The following is a 16,712-nucleotide window of genomic DNA, read 5'->3' as shown; positions in this document are numbered from 1 at the left end:
TCGAAACAGATTGATGAAGCGTAACTCCTCCGGCAACGGCCTATGCACAGACTACCTCTTCGAAATTGGACGGGTCCAGATTCCCCGAGGCGGCCGCCATCATGCGCTTGATACCTCTATCATGGAAGGCGTCGCTCTCGATATATGCCTTCAATCGCTGTGTGAACTCGGTCCAATACAGTGCCTGGGGCGCTAGCTGAAGTCCACGCTCTACGGCCTTGCCTGCGGCGGCCGTGATTGATAACAACGTAGCGAATAGACCGGGACTAGCGGCGACCATGACCTCGCTCACGCTTCGTTCGCAAGCAATCGGCTTTGATTCGCCTTCGTCCACTGGAATGAGCGGGGTCAGGGCATGGTTTCGCAAGAAGTCGTCCATCTCGGCTGGGTCCTTGAAGTGAAGAGCACGCTGCATGTACGGCGTACCCTTCGTCGCTTCTACAATCAGAAGGTTTTGGAAAATCCTGAGCCATCGGGTTGCAAAGTAGTCCCACAGCGAGTCTGGCAAATAGTGTCTCAAGGATGTCTCGCTGTCATTGCCCAGTTCTCGCGCCATTCTTGTCAAATCCATGGTCTCCAAGAACACAAGAACGCCACGCGTTGACCTGATGCGGGGGATGGTGACCTGGCCGGCGAGGGACCCGAGACGTCGCTCGTTGGCGAACGCGAACTGGAGGAACGCGCTGTTGAGATTGCTGCCGCGATTGAAATGCCCTGGCGCGCCCAACGGCTTGCCGACGTATATGAAAAGGTTTCTCCAGCCTTTGATTCCGTGCTGACGCATGTAGGTTCGCAACGGCGTTGTGAGATGAATCCAGCGGCGGACGTAGTCGGCCGCTTCCCCTTTCAGAATCACGTCGTGCCACCCGTCGGTGGCATTGCGCTCCTTCCGTACAGTAAGCGTTAATCCCGCATCGGTTTCAACTGCGTTGATTCGCTTACCGTTGATGTCTAACAGAGTTGCCGCCGACAATGACGATTCGGAGAAGCGGCCATCCTGTGATGCCAAGAACGCCATTAGTGCCATGGCCTCCCGTCGAGATGGCAGGCCGAGATAGCGGGATACCCTCTCCTTGGATGGCCCACCGCGCGCTGCAAGATTCGGATAAATCGGCGTAACGAATTTGGAAGTGTCGATGTAGCCGTCGTGGCGGCACCTGAAATACTTGACCGCGAGCGCGATGCCCGCGGTTTCCTTACGGTCTTCGCGAACCAATCGTTGCAGCTCAAGAATCGGTGGCAGCGAATCTACCGCACTCGAAAGCGTAACGCCTTGGTTGTAGTCTGCGAAAAACCTCTCTAGGTGTTCGCGCAACCAGGATTGCACAGTATCGAAGTCCGTTTTGAGCCGCCTGAACAGAAGCTGCGTGGCCTCCTCGTCAGTTACGTGCAGCGGTACCGGCACAATGAGCTTTCGCGTGACGCTTGTCGTAGTACCGTCGGGAGCGCGGACCAACCTTCGATGCGCTACGCCTGTTCCCGCTAGAAGCTTCGGGTTACCTGCGGGGAAGGCTGTCGATGGCGCTGCGAGGATTCCCTTGTTGGCCAAGGATGTCCAGTAGAGGCGATAGCGACTCCACAGCTTTTGTAGAGACGCCAGCGTGCCCTCCTGCACCGGGGATAGACGACGCACCATCTTCCTGAAGTGGAATTCCATGAAGTCAACCAGCCAGATTTGCACGAATGCTGGGTCAAGGAGCAGGTCGGCGGTAAGACGCTGCCCCAGCGAGGCATGGTGCTGAACAAACCCCGCAAACGTAGTACCGAAGTCTCGCAGAGCCGCGTCCTTCGCCTTCGCCCGGGCAATCGCACACAGGCCCTCGTGAAACGATGTGGTGAAGGCCTCACCCAAGACCGGAAGCATCTCTCCGAGCAGTACGTTGTACTCGATACCCGATTTGGCGGTTAGCAGAAACGGCTGCAGCTGTTTGACCTCTTCGAGATTGAGTTCAGTCTGCTCGAACGCCTCGATGAGCACCTCCGGAATCGCCGCTGTGGACGTCTGAAGATGGCCCGAAGCCATAACGGGTGTCTTAGCGCCAAGTTCCTCAACCAAGGTACGAAACGTGTGCGCCCACGCAATGCGTGTGGTCGTTGAGACATTGATAAAGCGTTTCGAGCCGAGCGCCCCATAGAACAATGTCTGAAGCGATTGGAACCGCACGGTGGCGAACGCAATTGGCGAGGCGAGGGCCGGTTCGCCAATGACCCGCAGCATGCAATCCAGTAAGAGCAGCACCCTCTGGTGTCGCTCAAGTGCGCTGGCAAGCCCTTTGGCTTTAGCTTCAGAAGCAGCCAGCAGTGCCGCTAGTGCTCCGCCTCGAATGCGCTGAAAGTGTTCCTCTGGCTCCCGCCAATCCTCAGCTGTCAAACGCAGTAATCGACGACTGACAATTGTCAGCCCTTTTTCAGTTCCCTTCTCCGCTACCTCCATCAGCCGCTTTCCCTTTTAAATCATGGATTCTTGGCGGGAAATTCTCAGCCACTGACAATTTCTTGTCAATCAAGGAAAGCGGGGGCAACGCTTTCTTCGATCGCGCCACGGTGGAGATCGCCGCCCGGCTGCGGCGCGGCGAACGGCTCGCCGCCGCGATGCGCGCGGCGCACTGCTTTCCACCGGAGGTAGTGCAGCCGGTTGCGGTTGCCGAGGAGTCCGGGGCGCTCGACAGGATGCTGATCGATGTGGCGTCGCTCGCCGATCGTCAGGTAGACGAAAAGATCGGCACGCTCTCGAGCCTGTGCGAACCGCTTGTCATCATCGTGCTGGGCACGCTGGTCGGCGGCCTGGTGATCGCGATGTATCTTCCCATTATTCAACTCGGCAACGTGGTGTAGCATCGCAGCCGAATCCCACCCTTTATATGCAGGCTACCCTTCCGCCCGTGTCAGATACTTCTTCCAGCCTGTTTTCGGGCCTGCTGTCCGGCCACGTCACAACCAGTCTCGGCCTGGCGTTCGGCAGCTTGCCCAACGGCCTGCAGATCGCATTCGCGATCGTGTTCGGTCTGGTGATCGGCAGTTTCCTGAACGTGGTCGTGCATCGGGTGCCGATCATGCTGGAGCGTGCGTGGCGCGAGGAAGTCAGCGAGGCCACCGAACAAGCGCTCGAAGACGACGGCTTGCCCGCCCGCTACAACCTGTGGGTGCCACGCAGTGCGTGCCCTCATTGCGGCCATGTGCTCAGCGCGTGGGAGAACCTGCCGGTGCTGAGCTATCTGCTGTTGCGCGGGCGCTGCTCCGCATGCAAGACACGCGTAAGCCTGCGCTACCCGCTGCTCGAAATCGCCAGCGCCGCCTTCGCGGCCGGGGCGCTCGCGCTGTATGGGCCGACCGGCATGGCACTCGCCGCCTTCGGACTGTGCGCCGCGTTGCTCGCAATGAGCGCGATCGACATCGACACCCACCTGCTGCCGGACTCGATGACGCTGCCGCTCCTGTGGGCCGGCTTGATCGTGAACTTCAACGGCATGTTCGCGAACCTCCACGATGCCGTGCTTGGCGCGATCTTCGGCTATCTGGTGCTGTGGGTCGTGCATTGGCTGTTCCGTCTGGTGCGCGGCGTCGAAGGGATGGGATATGGCGATTTCAAACTGCTGGCGGCGCTCGGCGCGTGGCTCGGCTGGGCGGCGCTACCGCAGATCGTGCTGATCGCGGCGGTCGCTGGCGCGGTGGTCGGCCTCGCGGCGACGTGGCGCGGCCGCATGCGCTTCGAAGAACCCCTACCGTTCGGGCCGTTTCTTGCAGCGGGCGGTGCTGTTACGCTATTTCTCGGCACACCGCTTTATCTGGCGTTGGGAGGCTGAAGCATGTTTGCTGTGGGATTGACCGGCGGCATCGGCAGCGGCAAATCGACCGTGGCTGACCTGTTCGCCGCGCACGGCGTGCCGCTGGTCGACACGGACCTGATTGCGCACCGCATCACGGCGCCGCACGGCATTGCGATGCCGCAGATTGCCGCGGAGTTCGGCGATTCGTTCGTGGCGGCAGATGGTTCGCTCGACCGCGCCCGCATGCGCACGCTGGTATTCAGCGACGACGGCGCGCGCAAACGCCTCGAAGGCATCACGCATCCATTGATTCGTGCGGAGACCGAACGCGAGCAGCGCGAGGCGCAAGGGCCGTACGTGATCGTAGTAGTGCCGTTGCTGGTGGAGTCAGGTAGCTGGAAAACTCGCGTGAATCGTGTGCTGACGGTCGATTGCAGCGTCGAGACGCAAATCTCTCGCGTGATGAGCCGCAACGGCTTTAGCCGCGAACAGGTGCTGGCGATCATCGCCCGCCAGGCGACACGCGAAGCACGCCTCGTCGCAGCCGACGACGTCATCGACAACGACAACGACAACGCGCCGCTCGACGCACTCAAGACGCAGGTCGATGCACAGCATCGCGTCTATCTGTCCCTAGCGAGCGCGTGAGAATACGCTGAACATGGCTTGTAGCGTGCGTGGTTTGCTCAGCCATGCAGCGGCACGCACGCAAAGCACGCGCCAAACCGCCTGAAACACGTGAAAAAAGTTGCGAAAGCGCGCTGAAAAAGTGCGTGATTGCTAGGGTAGTCCCACGGCATTAGAATGTTCTGCATTCCCGTCACCGACCACGCCCGAGGCGAGCCCGCTTGATCCTTTACGAGTATCCCTTCAACGAGCGAATCCGGACGCTATTGCGCCTCGAAGATCTGTTCGAGCGCTTCACGTTCTTTCTGACTCAGGAAGACGCCAGGGAACATCACGTCGCACTGACAACGTTGTTCGAAATCTCAGAGGTTGCAGGTCGCGCGGATCTGAAGTCCGATCTGATGAAGGAGCTCGAGCGCCAACGGCAAACTCTGGCGCCGTTCCGGGGCAATCCGGGGATCGAGCAGAACGCGCTGGAAGCAGTGCTAGGGGAGATCGAGCAGACCTTGTCAGGGCTTTCACAGATGCAGGGTAAGACCGGCCAGCATCTGGCGGACAACGAGTGGCTTGCCAGCATCCGCAGCCGCGCGATCATCCCGGGCGGCACTTGCAAGTTCGATTTGCCTTCGTACTACGCGTGGCAGCAGATCCATCCAGATCAGCGTCGGCAGGATATTGCCAAATGGGTCACGCCGCTGCTGCCGTTGCGCGATGCGGCAACAATCGTGCTGCGCCTCGCGCGCGAATCGGGTCAGGCGTCCAAAGTCATGGCGATGCAGGGCAGCTATCAGCAGATGCTGTCAGGTCGTTCATACCAATTGATGCAAGTACGGGTGGCACCGGAATTGCGGGTGATCCCCGAGGCCAGTGCTAACAAGTACATGCTCTGGGTGCGATTCACGGTGCAGGACGGCGATTTGCGTCCGCGCGCGGTGGATGTCGACGTGCCGTTCCAGCTCACGCTTTGCAGCCTGTAACGCTTGCCCTGTAGAACTGAATCGCGGGGCCGCGTCTTTAAAGCGGCGAAAAATGCCCCTATATTCGTAACTTGTTCCGTTTCCGATTGACTGCCTGACCGTATGCCTACCGTCGTCAAATGCCCCACTTGCGGCAAGGATGTCCGCTGGACTCCAGAAAGCCGCTTCCGCCCGTTCTGCTCTGACCGCTGCAAGCAGACCGACCTCGGCGCCTGGGCCGCTGAGAAGTACAAGATAGGCGGCACGGAGGAAGAAACGCCGTCTGATGAATCACCTGGCGCGGACTACACCCCGCATTGAGCACTGCAGGTTGCAGACGCACACCGCATGCGCGGCGTGTTGCAGTTGCGCAGGACGGCGCTGCGCACGCAGCGCCGTTTAAAACCGCCGATAATTTCCCTAGTTTTTCTCAGCCGCGAGCCATTCCAGCACGGGGATCGTCGCCGGCAACAGTGGCGAGACATCCGCCGGCAGCGCCTGCCACACAAATGCCTGGCCTTCGCGGCCGTGCGGTTCGCCGGACCACTGCGTGACCTTGCAGAAGAACAGCCGCACGTAGGCGTGCGGGTAATCGTGTTCGAGCGTGTGCCAAAGATGGCTCGTCTTGACGTCGATACCCAGTTCCTCGTGCAGCTCGCGGGCTAGCGCGGCCTCGACCGACTCGCCCGCTTCCAGCTTGCCACCCGGAAACTCCCAGTACCCCTCGTACGGCTTGCCTGCCGGGCGCTGCGCCAGCAGATAGCGTCCATCCGGCTGAATCAGCACGCCGACGGCGACTTCAGTCACCGGGCGGCCAGCCACGTTCTTCTGCGCATCGTTCATGCCGGGGTCTTCCGTCCTGACCAGTCGCGAGCGAATTGCCACGCGACGCGCCCGGAGCGTGAACCGCGCTCCAGCGCCCACACCAGCGCATCGCCGCGCGCCGCTTCGACTTCCGCGTCGTCGCAGCCGAAATGGCGAAGCCAGTGGCCGATGATCGACAGGTAGTCGTCCTGCTTGAACGGATAGAAGCTGACCCACAGGCCGAAGCGCTCGGACAGCGAGATCTTTTCTTCGACCAGTTCGCCCGGATGAATCTCGCCGTCGGCCATGTGCTTGTACGTCTCGTTGTCGCTCATGTACTCGGGCAGCAGATGGCGGCGGTTGGACGTTGCGTAGATCAGCACGTTGTCTGACTGCGCAGCGATCGATCCGTCGAGCGCGACCTTCAGCGCCTTGTAGCCCGACTCGCCATCTTCGAACGACAGGTCGTCGCAGAACACCACGAAGCGCTCAGGCCGCTGCGCGATCAGATCGACGATGTCGCCCAGATCGTGCAGATCGTCTTTATCCACTTCGATCAGGCGCAGGCCGTCTTTCGCATAGGCGTTCAGGCAAGCCTTGATCAGCGACGACTTGCCCGTGCCGCGCGCACCCGTCAGCAGCACGTTGTTGGCCGGCTGCTTACGCACGAACTGAAGCGTGTTCTGCTCGATCAACCCTTTCTGGCGATCGATGTTTTGCAGGTCGCCGAGCGTGATCGACGAAATGGCGGGCACGGGCTGCAGATAGCCGCGCCCCTGGCGCTTGCGCCAACGAAAGGCGACCGCCGCCGACCAGTCGATCTCCGGTTCGGCGGGAGGAAGCATCGCTTCGAGGCGGACGAGTACGGCTTCTGCCCGGGTCAGAAACTTTTCGAGTTTGTCCATGGCTGTAAGGTAAGCGGCCAAAACGCCGCGCAATAAACCTGGTTACGAACGATAGTCGGCGTTGATGCTCACGTAGTCGTGCGACAGATCGCAAGTCCAGATCGTGGCTTGCGCATTGCCCCGGCCGAGTACGACGCGAATGCCGATCTCGCTCTTTTTCATGACGCGCTGGCCGTCTTCCTCACGGTAGGCCGGATTGCGGCCGCCGGCAGTGGCGACCAGCACGTCGTCCAGATACAGATCGATCTTGCCGACGTCGAGATCGTCCACGCCTGCATAGCCGATGGCCGCGAGAATGCGGCCGAGATTCGGATCCGATGCATAGAAGGCCGTCTTCACGAGCGGCGAGTGGCCGATCGCGTACGCGATCTGGCGACATTCGCCGACGCTCGAGCCGCCTTCGACATGCACGGTCATGAATTTGGTCGCGCCTTCGCCGTCGCGCACGATCAGTTGGGCGAGGGTCTGTGCGACTTCGGTCACCGCGTCGCGCAGCGCTGCATAAGCGGGCGAATCGGTGGACGTGATCGCCGGCAGGCTCGATTTGCCCGAGGCGATCAGGATGAAAGAATCGTTGGTCGACGTATCGCCGTCGATCGTGATGCAGTTGAACGAGCGGTCCGCCACGTGCTTGACCAGTGCGTCGAGCACCGGTTGCGCGACGGCGGCGTCGAACGCGAGGAAGCCGAGCATGGTCGCCATGTTCGGCTTGATCATGCCGGCGCCCTTGCTGATACCGGTGAGCGTGACCGTGTGGCCGTCGATCGTGACCTGACGCGAGGTGGCTTTCGGCAAGGTATCCGTGGTCATGATCGCCTGGGCGGCGTCGTACCAGTTGGCTTCCTTGCGGTTCGCCAGCGCGGCAGGCAGACCGGCCTTCAGACGATCGACCGGCAGCGGTTCCAGAATCACGCCCGTCGAAAACGGCAACACCTGTTCCGGCGCGATGTCCACGAGGCGCGCGAGCTCAACGCAGGTTTCGCGCGCGGCCACGAGGCCAGGTTCGCCCGTGCCCGCGTTCGCGTTGCCCGTGTTGATCACCAGCGCACGAATCGGCTTGCCGCCCGCGCGCACGCGCTCCAGATTCTCGCGACACACCGTGACGGGTGCGGCGCAAAAACGGTTCTGTGTGAACACGCCGCCTACCGCCGCGCCTTCGCCAACGGAAATGACCAGCACGTCCTTGCGGTTCGGCTTGCGGATATTCGCCTCCGCCCAGCCCAGCGTGACGCCGGCGACAGGGTGAAGTTGAGCGGGATCGATCGAGGGGAAATTGACAGCCATGGTCGCGACCTGTCGAAGAAAATGCCGGCGTGGCGCCGGCATCGAGGGATCGGTAACTGATGGCTCGAGCCTGTAGCCGAACCACCGCGAAATCATCAACAAAACATCGTGTAAAACGAAGCGGCGCGCTTAAAGCGCGCCGCTTTCGGCATTATGCGATCTTGCCGTGACACTGCTTGTACTTCTTGCCGCTGCCGCACGGGCACGGGTCGTTACGGCCCACCTTCGGCACGTTGTCCACGCTCACGTCCGACCCAATGGCGTGCGAGGCGCCGTGGCTCATCGCGTCGCCGATCATGGCGGCGGTAGCCGCTTCCGCAGCGGCAGGCGCTGCTGCTGCCGCTTCGGCGAATTCGGCGTGACGGAACTCGACGTTTTCGAGGTGGCTGCCTTGCTCTTCGAGTTGCTCGGCGGCCTGTTCCAGCTGTTCCGGCGACTGGATCTGCACGTTCATCACCACCCGAGTGACTTCGAGCTTCACGGCGTCGAGCATCGCGGCGAACAGTTCGAACGCCTCGCGCTTGTATTCCTGTTTCGGATTCTTCTGCGCATACCCGCGCAGATGGATACCCTGGCGCAGGTGGTCGAGCGCGGCCAGATGTTCGCGCCAGCTACGGTCCAGCGTTTGCAGCATGATTGAGCGTTCGAACGCGCTGAACGATTCGCGGCCGACCTGTTCAACCTTCGATTCGTACGCTTCGTCCGCGGCGGCTTCGACAGCTTCGAGAATCTCGTCCGCGCTGATCGAGTTCGACTCGTTGATCATTTCCTGGATCGCGAGGTCGAGCTGCCATTCGTTGCGCAGCACTTCCTCCAGCTCGGGCACGTCCCACTGCTCTTCGATGCTGCCGGCCGGCACGAACTGGTGAACGATATCGGCGATCACGCCGCCGCGCATCGCGCCGATCGTTTCGGTGATGTCGTTCGCTTCGAGCAATTCATTGCGCTGCTGATAAATCACCTTGCGCTGGTCGTTCGACACATCGTCGTATTCGAGCAATTGCTTGCGAACGTCGAAGTTGCGCGCTTCAACCTTGCGCTGCGCCGATTCGATCGAACGCGACACGATGCCCGCCTCGATCGCTTCGCCTTCCGGCATCTTCAGGCGGTCCATGATCGCGCGCACGCGATCGCCCGCGAAAATGCGCAGCAGCGGATCTTCCAGCGACAGATAGAAACGCGACGAACCCGGGTCGCCCTGACGGCCGGCACGGCCGCGCAACTGGTTGTCGATCCGGCGCGACTCGTGACGTTCGGTGCCGATGATGTGCAGACCGCCCGCGGCCTTCACCTGATCGTGCAGCGCCTGCCATTCGTCGTGCAGCTTCTGGATACGGCGTTGCTTCTCGTCTTCAGAAAGCGTTTCGTCCTTTTCGATGAAGGACGCCTGTTTTTCGGCATTGCCGCCGAGCACGATGTCGGTACCGCGACCGGCCATGTTCGTGGCGATCGTGACCCGCTTCGGACGGCCCGCTTCCGCGACGATCTCGGCTTCACGCGCGTGCTGCTTGGCGTTCAGCACTTCGTGCGGCAACCCGGCCTGCTTCAGCAGATGCGAGAGCAGTTCCGAGTTTTCGATCGAGGTCGTGCCGACCAGCACCGGCTGACCACGCTCGTGGCAATCGCGGATGTCGCGGATCACCGCGTCATAGCGTTCCTTGGCGGTCTTGTAGATCTGATCCTGCTTGTCGATCCGCTTCGGCGGACGGTTGGTCGGGATCACGACCGTTTCGAGACCGTAGATCTCGTTGAATTCGTACGCTTCGGTGTCGGCCGTGCCGGTCATGCCGGACAGCTTCGCGTACATACGGAAGTAGTTCTGGAACGTGATCGACGCGAGCGTCTGGTTCTCGCTCTGGATCTTGACGTGTTCCTTCGCCTCGACAGCCTGGTGCAAGCCATCCGACCAGCGGCGGCCCGACATCAAACGGCCGGTGAATTCGTCGACGATCACGACTTCGCCGTTCTGCACGACGTAGTGCTGATCCTTGAAGAACAGCGTGTGCGCGCGCAGTGCGGCGTACACGTGGTGCATCAGCGTGATGTTCTGCGGCGCGTACAGGCTTTCGCCTTCGCCAATCAGGCCCCATTCGGCGAGCAGACGCTCAGCCTTTTCGTGGCCCGATTCCGTCAGGAAGACCTGGCGGCCTTTTTCGTCCAGCGTGTAGTCGCCTGGTTTTTCGACGCCGGTGCCGTCCGCTTTCTCTTCGCCGATCTGGCGTTCGAGCAACGGCGGCAGCGCATTCATGCGCACGTAGAGTTCGGTATGATCTTCGGCCTGGCCGGAGATGATCAGCGGCGTGCGGGCTTCGTCGATCAGGATCGAGTCGACCTCGTCGACCACCGCGAAATTCAGGGCTCGCTGCACACGCGCATCGGTCTCGTAGACCATGTTGTCGCGCAGGTAGTCGAAGCCGAATTCGTTGTTGGTGCCGTAGGTAATGTCAGCGGCGTACGCTTCCTGCTTCGCGCCGTGATCCATCTGCGACAGATTGATGCCGACCGACAGACCGAGGAAGTTGTACAGACGCGCCATCCATTCGGCGTCGCGCTGGGCCAGGTAATCGTTGACGGTGACGACGTGCACGCCACGGCCGGACAGCGCATTCAGGTACACCGGGAGCGTAGCGACGAGCGTCTTGCCTTCGCCGGTGCGCATTTCGCCGATCTTGCCGTAGTGCAGGACCATGCCGCCGATCAACTGCACGTCGAAGTGGCGCATTTTCAGCGTCCGCTTGCTGGCCTCGCGGCACACCGCGAAGGCCTCCGGCAGGAGCTTGTCGAGCGACTCGCCGCTCGCGACGCGCTGGCGGAATTCACCCGTTTTGGCGCGCAGTTGATCATCCGTCAATTGCTCGATCTGCGGCTCGAGCGCATTGATCGCCGTGACGGTCTTTTGATATTGCTTGACTAGCCGCTGGTTGCGGCTGCCAAAAATCTTCTGTAGAAAACCGGTGGTCATCGGATCGGTGTCTGCGTCGCGGCTTCGGCTGGTTCGCGGCGTGCAGTTCATGCACGTGCGCTCCGGGGTCGGAAGGGCCTCGGCGGCTTAGTCCAAGAGTGAATTCGAATCGCGCATTTTAGCACGCGCCCCCGCCCGCGCCTGTGTCAGCCGTGCGACGCCGGCAAGGCACAGAAAGCCCGCCGCAGCGACGTCCGACGGTACGCATTGAGGCGGGTCCGCGTGCATCCCGCGCGGTACAATCGCGGCGTGAACGCACATAGGGTGCGAACGCGCCGTCACTATCGAACATGAGCCGTATTCCGTCCTTTTCAAGGCCGCCGCCCAAGCAGTTCAAAGCGCGCCGCCCGCAGCCCGTCGCCGAAGTGCTGAATCGCACCGACGCATTCGTGGCCCTGCGCGCGGGCGTCGAGCAAATTGCGGCGCTGGAAAAGGATTTGCGCGAGCTGCTGCCGGACTATCTGGCCACGAGCGTGGAGCCCAGCTTTATCAAGGAAGGCGTGCTGGCCCTTTTTGCCGCGCACAATGCGCTGGCCGCCCGCCTGCGCCAGATCGAGCCGAGGTTGCTGTCGGATCTGCAGCAGCGTGGCTGGCCGGTCAATGCGCTAAGGATTCGCGTGCGGCCGCAGCCTTTGAAGGAGCCGCCGCCGGTCAAACAGGCGCGCATGACGCCGGTCGGCGCGGACGCGCTGCACGCGCTCTCCCAATCGCTCGCGCCCTCGCCGCTGCAGGAAGCTTTGGCGAAAATGGCAGCGCGGCATCGGAGAAATCGCTGAACAAAAAAATAAGCGGCCCAGAAGGGCCGCTTATTTTTCATCCATTCGTTTCGGACATTTCAGCCGAAGGCGCTACACAAATTACGCAAATGCCGTCTGCGTTTCGTACGCGAAGCCGCGTGGCGCCTTCTGCGTATCGTCGAACGTGACGATTTCGTACGCATCTTCATGCGCCAGCAACTCGCGCAGCAGCGCGTTGTTCAGGCCGTGGCCCGACTTGTATGCCGTGTACGAAGCCAGCAACGGATGGCCGACCACGTACAGATCGCCGATCGCGTCGAGCATCTTGTGCTTCACGAATTCGTCGTCGTAACGCAGGCCGTCGTTGTTCAGAATGCGGTATTCGTCCAGCACGATGGCGTTATCCATGCTGCCACCGCGCGCCAAACCGAGTTCGCGCATCATTTCCACTTCATGCGCAAAGCCGAACGTACGCGCACGGGCGATTTCCCGCACATACGACGTATTGGCAAAATCCACTTCCAGCGCCTGGCCGGTTTTATCCACAGCCGGGTGACGGAAATCGATGGTGAATTTGAGCTTGAAACCGAAATACGGATCGAGACGCGCGAATTTATCGCCGTCGCGAATTTCAACCGGCTTGGTGACCTTGATGAATTTCTTCGGCGCGTTCTGCTCTTCAATACCGGCCGACTGAATCAGAAACACGAACGAACCCGCACTGCCGTCCATGATCGGAATTTCTTCAGCGGTGACGTCGATATAAAGATTGTCGATGCCGAGGCCTGCGCATGCGGACATCAAATGCTCGATGGTCGACACGCGCGCGCCGTCTTTCTGCAGTACGGAAGCCAGACGCGTATCGCCAATCGCCATCGCCGACGCAGGGATATCCACCGGCGTGGGCAAATCCACCCGCGAAAACACAATGCCGGTGTTCGCCGCCGCCGGGCGGAGCGTCAGTTCGACCTTGCGGCCGGAGTGCAGGCCGATGCCGACTGTCTTGACGATTGATTTGATAGTGCGCTGCTTCAACATGGTGATCTTCTATTCGATTGAAAATCCCAATCGGGACTTTTTATTCCATAGCGCGAAGTATACTCCAATACCCTAAGGAGCGTCGTTACACGGAACGTATCAATCTGTTTCGCTGCATTACCCAAAGCGCGCCCGTCAGGGAAAGCGTGACGGGCCGATGTCCGGAACGGAGGCGTTTCCGGTCATCGGCCCGAGTAACGGCCCGTCACAAAAGCGTCTTATGCGCCGTTGCCCTGATACAACGCGGTAACCGCGCAGGCTCGAGGCAAAGGCATCGAACGCAATCGTGCCTAGCTCAACGTAGCGAGGATACTCCCTGCATCGCTGACTTCGAATTTGCCGGCAGCCTCGACGTTCAACGTCTTGACCACGCCGTCGTCGACAACCATCGCGTAGCGCTGGGAACGGATTCCCATGCCGCGCGCCGACAAATCCTGCTCAAGACCGAGCGCCCGCGTGAAAGCCGCACTGCCATCCGCCATCATGCGCACCTTGCCCGAGGCGTGCTGATCGCGTCCCCACGCGCCCATTACGAACGCGTCGTTGACGGACACGCACCAGATCTCGTCGATGCCAAGCGCGCGCAACTGCTCGGCGTGCTCGACGTAACCCGGCACATGTTTGGCTGAACAGGTCGGCGTGAACGCACCGGGCAACCCGAAGATCACCACGCGCTTACCCGCCGTCTGCTCGCGCACGTCGAAGCTGTTAGGCCCCAGCGTGCAACCCGCCCGCGTGTCTTCGACGAACTCGAAGAGCGTCGCGTCGGGCAGCTTTTCACCTGCTTGAATCATGCTCAGTCCCTTGCATCGATGCGAAGTACGTTCGCACGTCGTCGTGTCGCAGTGAATTTCAGCATCTGCCTAACTGCAGGCTCCGCCATCCGGCGACAGTTGCCCCATCCGCTTCGCGAATCCGAAGAGGGCACTTGTCCTTGCCGCGAATCAGACGATACGCGGCTTGTTCGCCGTTCACCCGCCACGCTCGTGCATTCGTCCGCCAGTGCTACGCAAGCAGCACCGCAACGAAAGCCTGCTCGTGCGCTCAGTCCGCCTGCTTGCGCAGGAATGCCGGAATGTCGTACGTGTCGACGCCCTTTTCCTGCAGCGCCTGCACGTGCGAAGCCGCCGTATCGCGCGACGTGCGCCACACAGCCGGCGTATCCAGCGCGCCGTAATCCGCCGTGCTTGCGTGCGACTGCGACGGTGCGTAAGCAGCGTGCGCGCTGATCGGCTGATTGTCCGTGCCGGTGCGCAGCAGCGTCATCGGTGCCGATTGCTGCTTCTTCGCCGCACGGCCCAGACCCGTTGCCACGACCGTCACGCGCAGCGCGTCGCCCATTGCATCGTCGTACACCGCGCCGAAAATCACGGTTGCGTCTTCAGCAGCATAGCTCTTGATGGTGTTCATCACTTCGCGCGTTTCCGACAGACGCAGCGAACGGCTCGACGTGATGTTGACCAGCACGCCACGCGCGCCCGACAGATCCACCCCTTCCAGCAGCGGGCTGGCCACAGCCTGCTCGGCAGCCAGACGCGCGCGATCGACGCCGGCAACCGTCGCCGTGCCCATCATCGCCTTGCCCTGCTCGCCCATCACCGTCTTCACGTCTTCGAAGTCGACGTTCACCAGACCGTCGACATTGATGATTTCCGCGATACCGGCAACTGCGTTGTTGAGAACGTCGTCTGCGCACTGGAAGCACTTGTCCATCTCGGCGTCATCGCCCATCACCTCGAACAGCTTGTCGTTCAGAACGACGATCAGCGAGTCGACGTGATCCTCCAGTTGCTGCGAACCAGCTTCTGCCACGCGCATGCGCTTGCCGCCTTCGAATTCGAACGGCTTGCTGACCACGCCAACAGTCAAGATACCCATTTCCTTGGCGATCTGCGCGACCACCGGTGCTGCGCCCGTGCCCGTGCCGCCGCCCATACCGGCGGTGATGAACACCATGTGCGCGCCACGCAGTGCGTCGGCGATGCGCTCACGTGCTTCTTCTGCTGCGGCGCGGCCCATTTCCGGCTTGGCGCCAGCGCCCAGACCCGTGTTACCGAGCTGGATCACCGCGGAAGCGCGCGAACGCGACAGAGCCTGCGCGTCCGTGTTCATCACGATGAAGTCGACGCCTTGCACGCCTTTGTTGATCATGTGCTGAACGGCATTGCCGCCAGCGCCACCTACTCCGATCACCTTGATGATGGTGCCGTTCGTTTCGGTTTCCAGCATCTGGAATTCCATGTTGCCTCCGTCAAGATAAAAAATTGCAGCCACTTCGGCCGTTATTCGGCAGGAGATCGGGCAACCTCCTGTCGCGCGCCAGCCGCCGGCACCAGCGCGTATTTACGTAAAACCGTTCGAAAAGCGAATTCGTTAGAAGTTGCCGAGGAACCAGTCTTTCATTCGCGTGAAGACCTGACCCATCGACCCCGACTGCACAGCGACCTTGCGGCCGCGCATCCGTTGCGAGCGTCCTTCGAAGAGCAGACCCATCGCCGTCGAATAACGCGGGTTACGCACGACGTCAGCGAGACCGCCCGCGTATTCCGGCACGCCAATTCGCACCGGCTTCAGGAAAATGTCCTCGCCGAGTTCGACCATGCCGAGCATCATCGACGCGCCGCCGGTCAGCACCACGCCGGAGCTAAGCAGTTCCTCGTAACCCGACTCGCGCACCACCTGCTGCACGAGCGAAAACAGTTCTTCGACCCGCGGCTCGACCACCGCCGCCAATGCCTGACGCGACAGCGTGCGCGGACCGCGCTCGCCGAGACCCGGCACTTCGATCATTTCGTCCGGATCGGCCAAGGCTTGCTTTGCAATGCCGTAGTCGACCTTGATGTCTTCCGCGTCCGGCGTCGGCGTGCGCAGCGCCATCGCGATGTCGCTGGTGATCTGGTCGCCGGCGATCGGAATCACCGCCGTGTGACGAATCGCGCCTTCGCTGAAAATCGCAATATCAGTCGTGCCGCCGCCGATATCGACCAGCACCACGCCGAGTTCTTTTTCGTCTTCCGTCAGTACCGCGAGCGACGAAGCCAGCGGCTGCAGGATCAGATCGTTCACTTCGAGCCCGCAACGGCGCACGCACTTCACGATGTTCTGCGCCGCGCTCACCGCACCGGTGACGATATGCACCTTCACTTCCAGGCGGATGCCGCTCATGCCGATCGGCTCGCGCACATCTTCCTGACCGTCGATGATGAATTCCTGCGTCAGGATATGCAGCACCTGCTGATCGGTCGGGATGTTGATCGCCTTCGCCGTCTCGATCACGCGCGCGACGTCTGTCTGCGTGACTTCCTTTTCCTTGATCGCCACCATGCCGCTCGAATTGAAGCTGCGGATATGGCTGCCGGCGATCCCGGTAAATACGTTCGTGATCTTGCAATCGGCCATCAGCTCGGCTTCCTCGAGCGCGCGCTGAATGGACTGCACGGTGGCTTCGATGTTCACCACCACGCCCTTCTTGAGCCCCTTCGATTCGCTCTGGCCGAGGCCGATCACCTCGTAGTGGCCCTCGCCCTTCAACTCGGCGACGATAGCCACTACCTTCGACGTCCCAATGTCGAGGGCGACCAGCAGATCTTTATAGTCTTTACTCATAGCGTGCTCATTGCGTGTGATGTCCG

The 16,712-nt window shown here is 61.2% G+C and carries 14 protein-coding genes and 1 pseudogene; 6 read left to right on the top strand and 9 right to left on the bottom strand.

Translation table 11 applies throughout. The features are described 5' to 3' along the window. Positions 1-40: 40 nt before the first annotated feature. Positions 41-2,434, bottom strand: a complete 2,394-nt coding sequence (locus tag M0D67_RS02975) for a hypothetical protein (protein ID WP_266237249.1) — start codon at positions 2,432-2,434, stop codon at positions 41-43. A 53-nt stretch (positions 2,435-2,487) separates the two neighbouring features. Here M0D67_RS02975 and M0D67_RS02970 point away from each other — a divergent pair. The 5 genes and pseudogenes from M0D67_RS02970 to M0D67_RS02950 form a co-directional block, all read left to right on the top strand. Then, positions 2,488-2,835: pseudogene (locus tag M0D67_RS02970) on the top strand (type II secretion system F family protein); the annotation flags it as partial. 26 nt (positions 2,836-2,861) lie between these two features. Continuing rightward, positions 2,862-3,803, top strand: coding sequence for an A24 family peptidase (locus M0D67_RS02965; RefSeq protein ID WP_154558144.1), 942 nt, complete (start codon positions 2,862-2,864; stop codon positions 3,801-3,803). A 3-nt stretch (positions 3,804-3,806) separates the two neighbouring features. After that, positions 3,807-4,415: a dephospho-CoA kinase gene (coaE, locus tag M0D67_RS02960; protein WP_154558145.1), complete on the top strand. Its 609-nt coding sequence runs from the start codon at positions 3,807-3,809 to the stop codon at positions 4,413-4,415. Positions 4,416-4,615: 200 nt separating this feature from the next. Then, positions 4,616-5,371, top strand: a complete 756-nt coding sequence (zapD, locus tag M0D67_RS02955) for a cell division protein ZapD (RefSeq protein WP_030100922.1) — start codon at positions 4,616-4,618, stop codon at positions 5,369-5,371. A gap of 102 nt (positions 5,372-5,473) precedes the next feature. Beyond that, positions 5,474-5,671 (top strand): DNA gyrase inhibitor YacG, encoded by a 198-nt coding sequence (locus M0D67_RS02950; protein ID WP_154558146.1) that lies wholly within the window; start codon positions 5,474-5,476, stop codon positions 5,669-5,671. A 99-nt stretch (positions 5,672-5,770) separates the two neighbouring features. Here the strand turns inward: M0D67_RS02950 and M0D67_RS02945 are convergent, their stop codons facing one another. The 4 genes from M0D67_RS02945 to secA form a co-directional block, all read right to left on the bottom strand. Then, entirely contained in the window at positions 5,771-6,193 is a 423-nt protein-coding gene (locus tag M0D67_RS02945; protein WP_154558147.1) for an NUDIX domain-containing protein, read from the bottom strand. Next, positions 6,190-7,059 (bottom strand): ATP-binding protein, encoded by an 870-nt coding sequence (locus tag M0D67_RS02940; protein WP_154558148.1) that lies wholly within the window; start codon positions 7,057-7,059, stop codon positions 6,190-6,192. Before M0D67_RS02940 ends, M0D67_RS02945 begins: the two co-directional genes overlap by 4 nt. A gap of 42 nt (positions 7,060-7,101) precedes the next feature. After that, positions 7,102-8,343, bottom strand: a complete 1,242-nt coding sequence (gene argJ / locus M0D67_RS02935; protein WP_154558149.1) for a bifunctional glutamate N-acetyltransferase/amino-acid acetyltransferase ArgJ — start codon at positions 8,341-8,343, stop codon at positions 7,102-7,104. A gap of 151 nt (positions 8,344-8,494) precedes the next feature. Continuing rightward, complete coding sequence (gene secA / locus M0D67_RS02930) at positions 8,495-11,305, bottom strand: preprotein translocase subunit SecA (RefSeq protein WP_154558177.1); 2,811 nt, start codon at positions 11,303-11,305, stop codon at positions 8,495-8,497. A 290-nt stretch (positions 11,306-11,595) separates the two neighbouring features. On the opposite strand from secA, the gene M0D67_RS02925 reads away from it, so the two are divergent. Continuing rightward, a complete protein-coding gene (locus M0D67_RS02925; protein WP_054040773.1) occupies positions 11,596-12,081 on the top strand; it encodes a DciA family protein in 486 nt (161 codons plus the stop codon). A gap of 81 nt (positions 12,082-12,162) precedes the next feature. On the opposite strand, the gene lpxC is transcribed toward M0D67_RS02925, so the two are convergent. The 4 genes from lpxC to ftsA form a co-directional block, all read right to left on the bottom strand. After that, positions 12,163-13,080: a UDP-3-O-acyl-N-acetylglucosamine deacetylase gene (gene lpxC, locus M0D67_RS02920; RefSeq protein ID WP_097390468.1), complete on the bottom strand. Its 918-nt coding sequence runs from the start codon at positions 13,078-13,080 to the stop codon at positions 12,163-12,165. Positions 13,081-13,370: 290 nt separating this feature from the next. Further along, entirely contained in the window at positions 13,371-13,874 is a 504-nt protein-coding gene (locus tag M0D67_RS02915) for a peroxiredoxin (RefSeq protein ID WP_171926746.1), read from the bottom strand. Between the two features lie 250 nt (positions 13,875-14,124). Further along, the gene (gene ftsZ / locus M0D67_RS02910) at positions 14,125-15,321 is read right to left on the bottom strand and encodes a cell division protein FtsZ (protein WP_054040778.1); all 1,197 of its coding nucleotides are present in this window, start codon (positions 15,319-15,321) and stop codon (positions 14,125-14,127) included. 132 nt (positions 15,322-15,453) lie between these two features. Further along, positions 15,454-16,686, bottom strand: coding sequence for a cell division protein FtsA (gene ftsA, locus M0D67_RS02905; protein ID WP_074282118.1), 1,233 nt, complete (start codon positions 16,684-16,686; stop codon positions 15,454-15,456). Between the last annotated feature and the right edge of the window lie 26 nt (positions 16,687-16,712).

Origin of the sequence: Paraburkholderia sp. SECH4 (genome assembly GCF_030511745.1) — a bacterium.
Classification (GTDB): domain Bacteria; phylum Pseudomonadota; class Gammaproteobacteria; order Burkholderiales; family Burkholderiaceae; genus Paraburkholderia; species Paraburkholderia madseniana.
The sequence above is the reverse complement of the archived record's forward strand: the minus strand, read 5'-3'. Positions and strand labels throughout refer to the sequence as shown.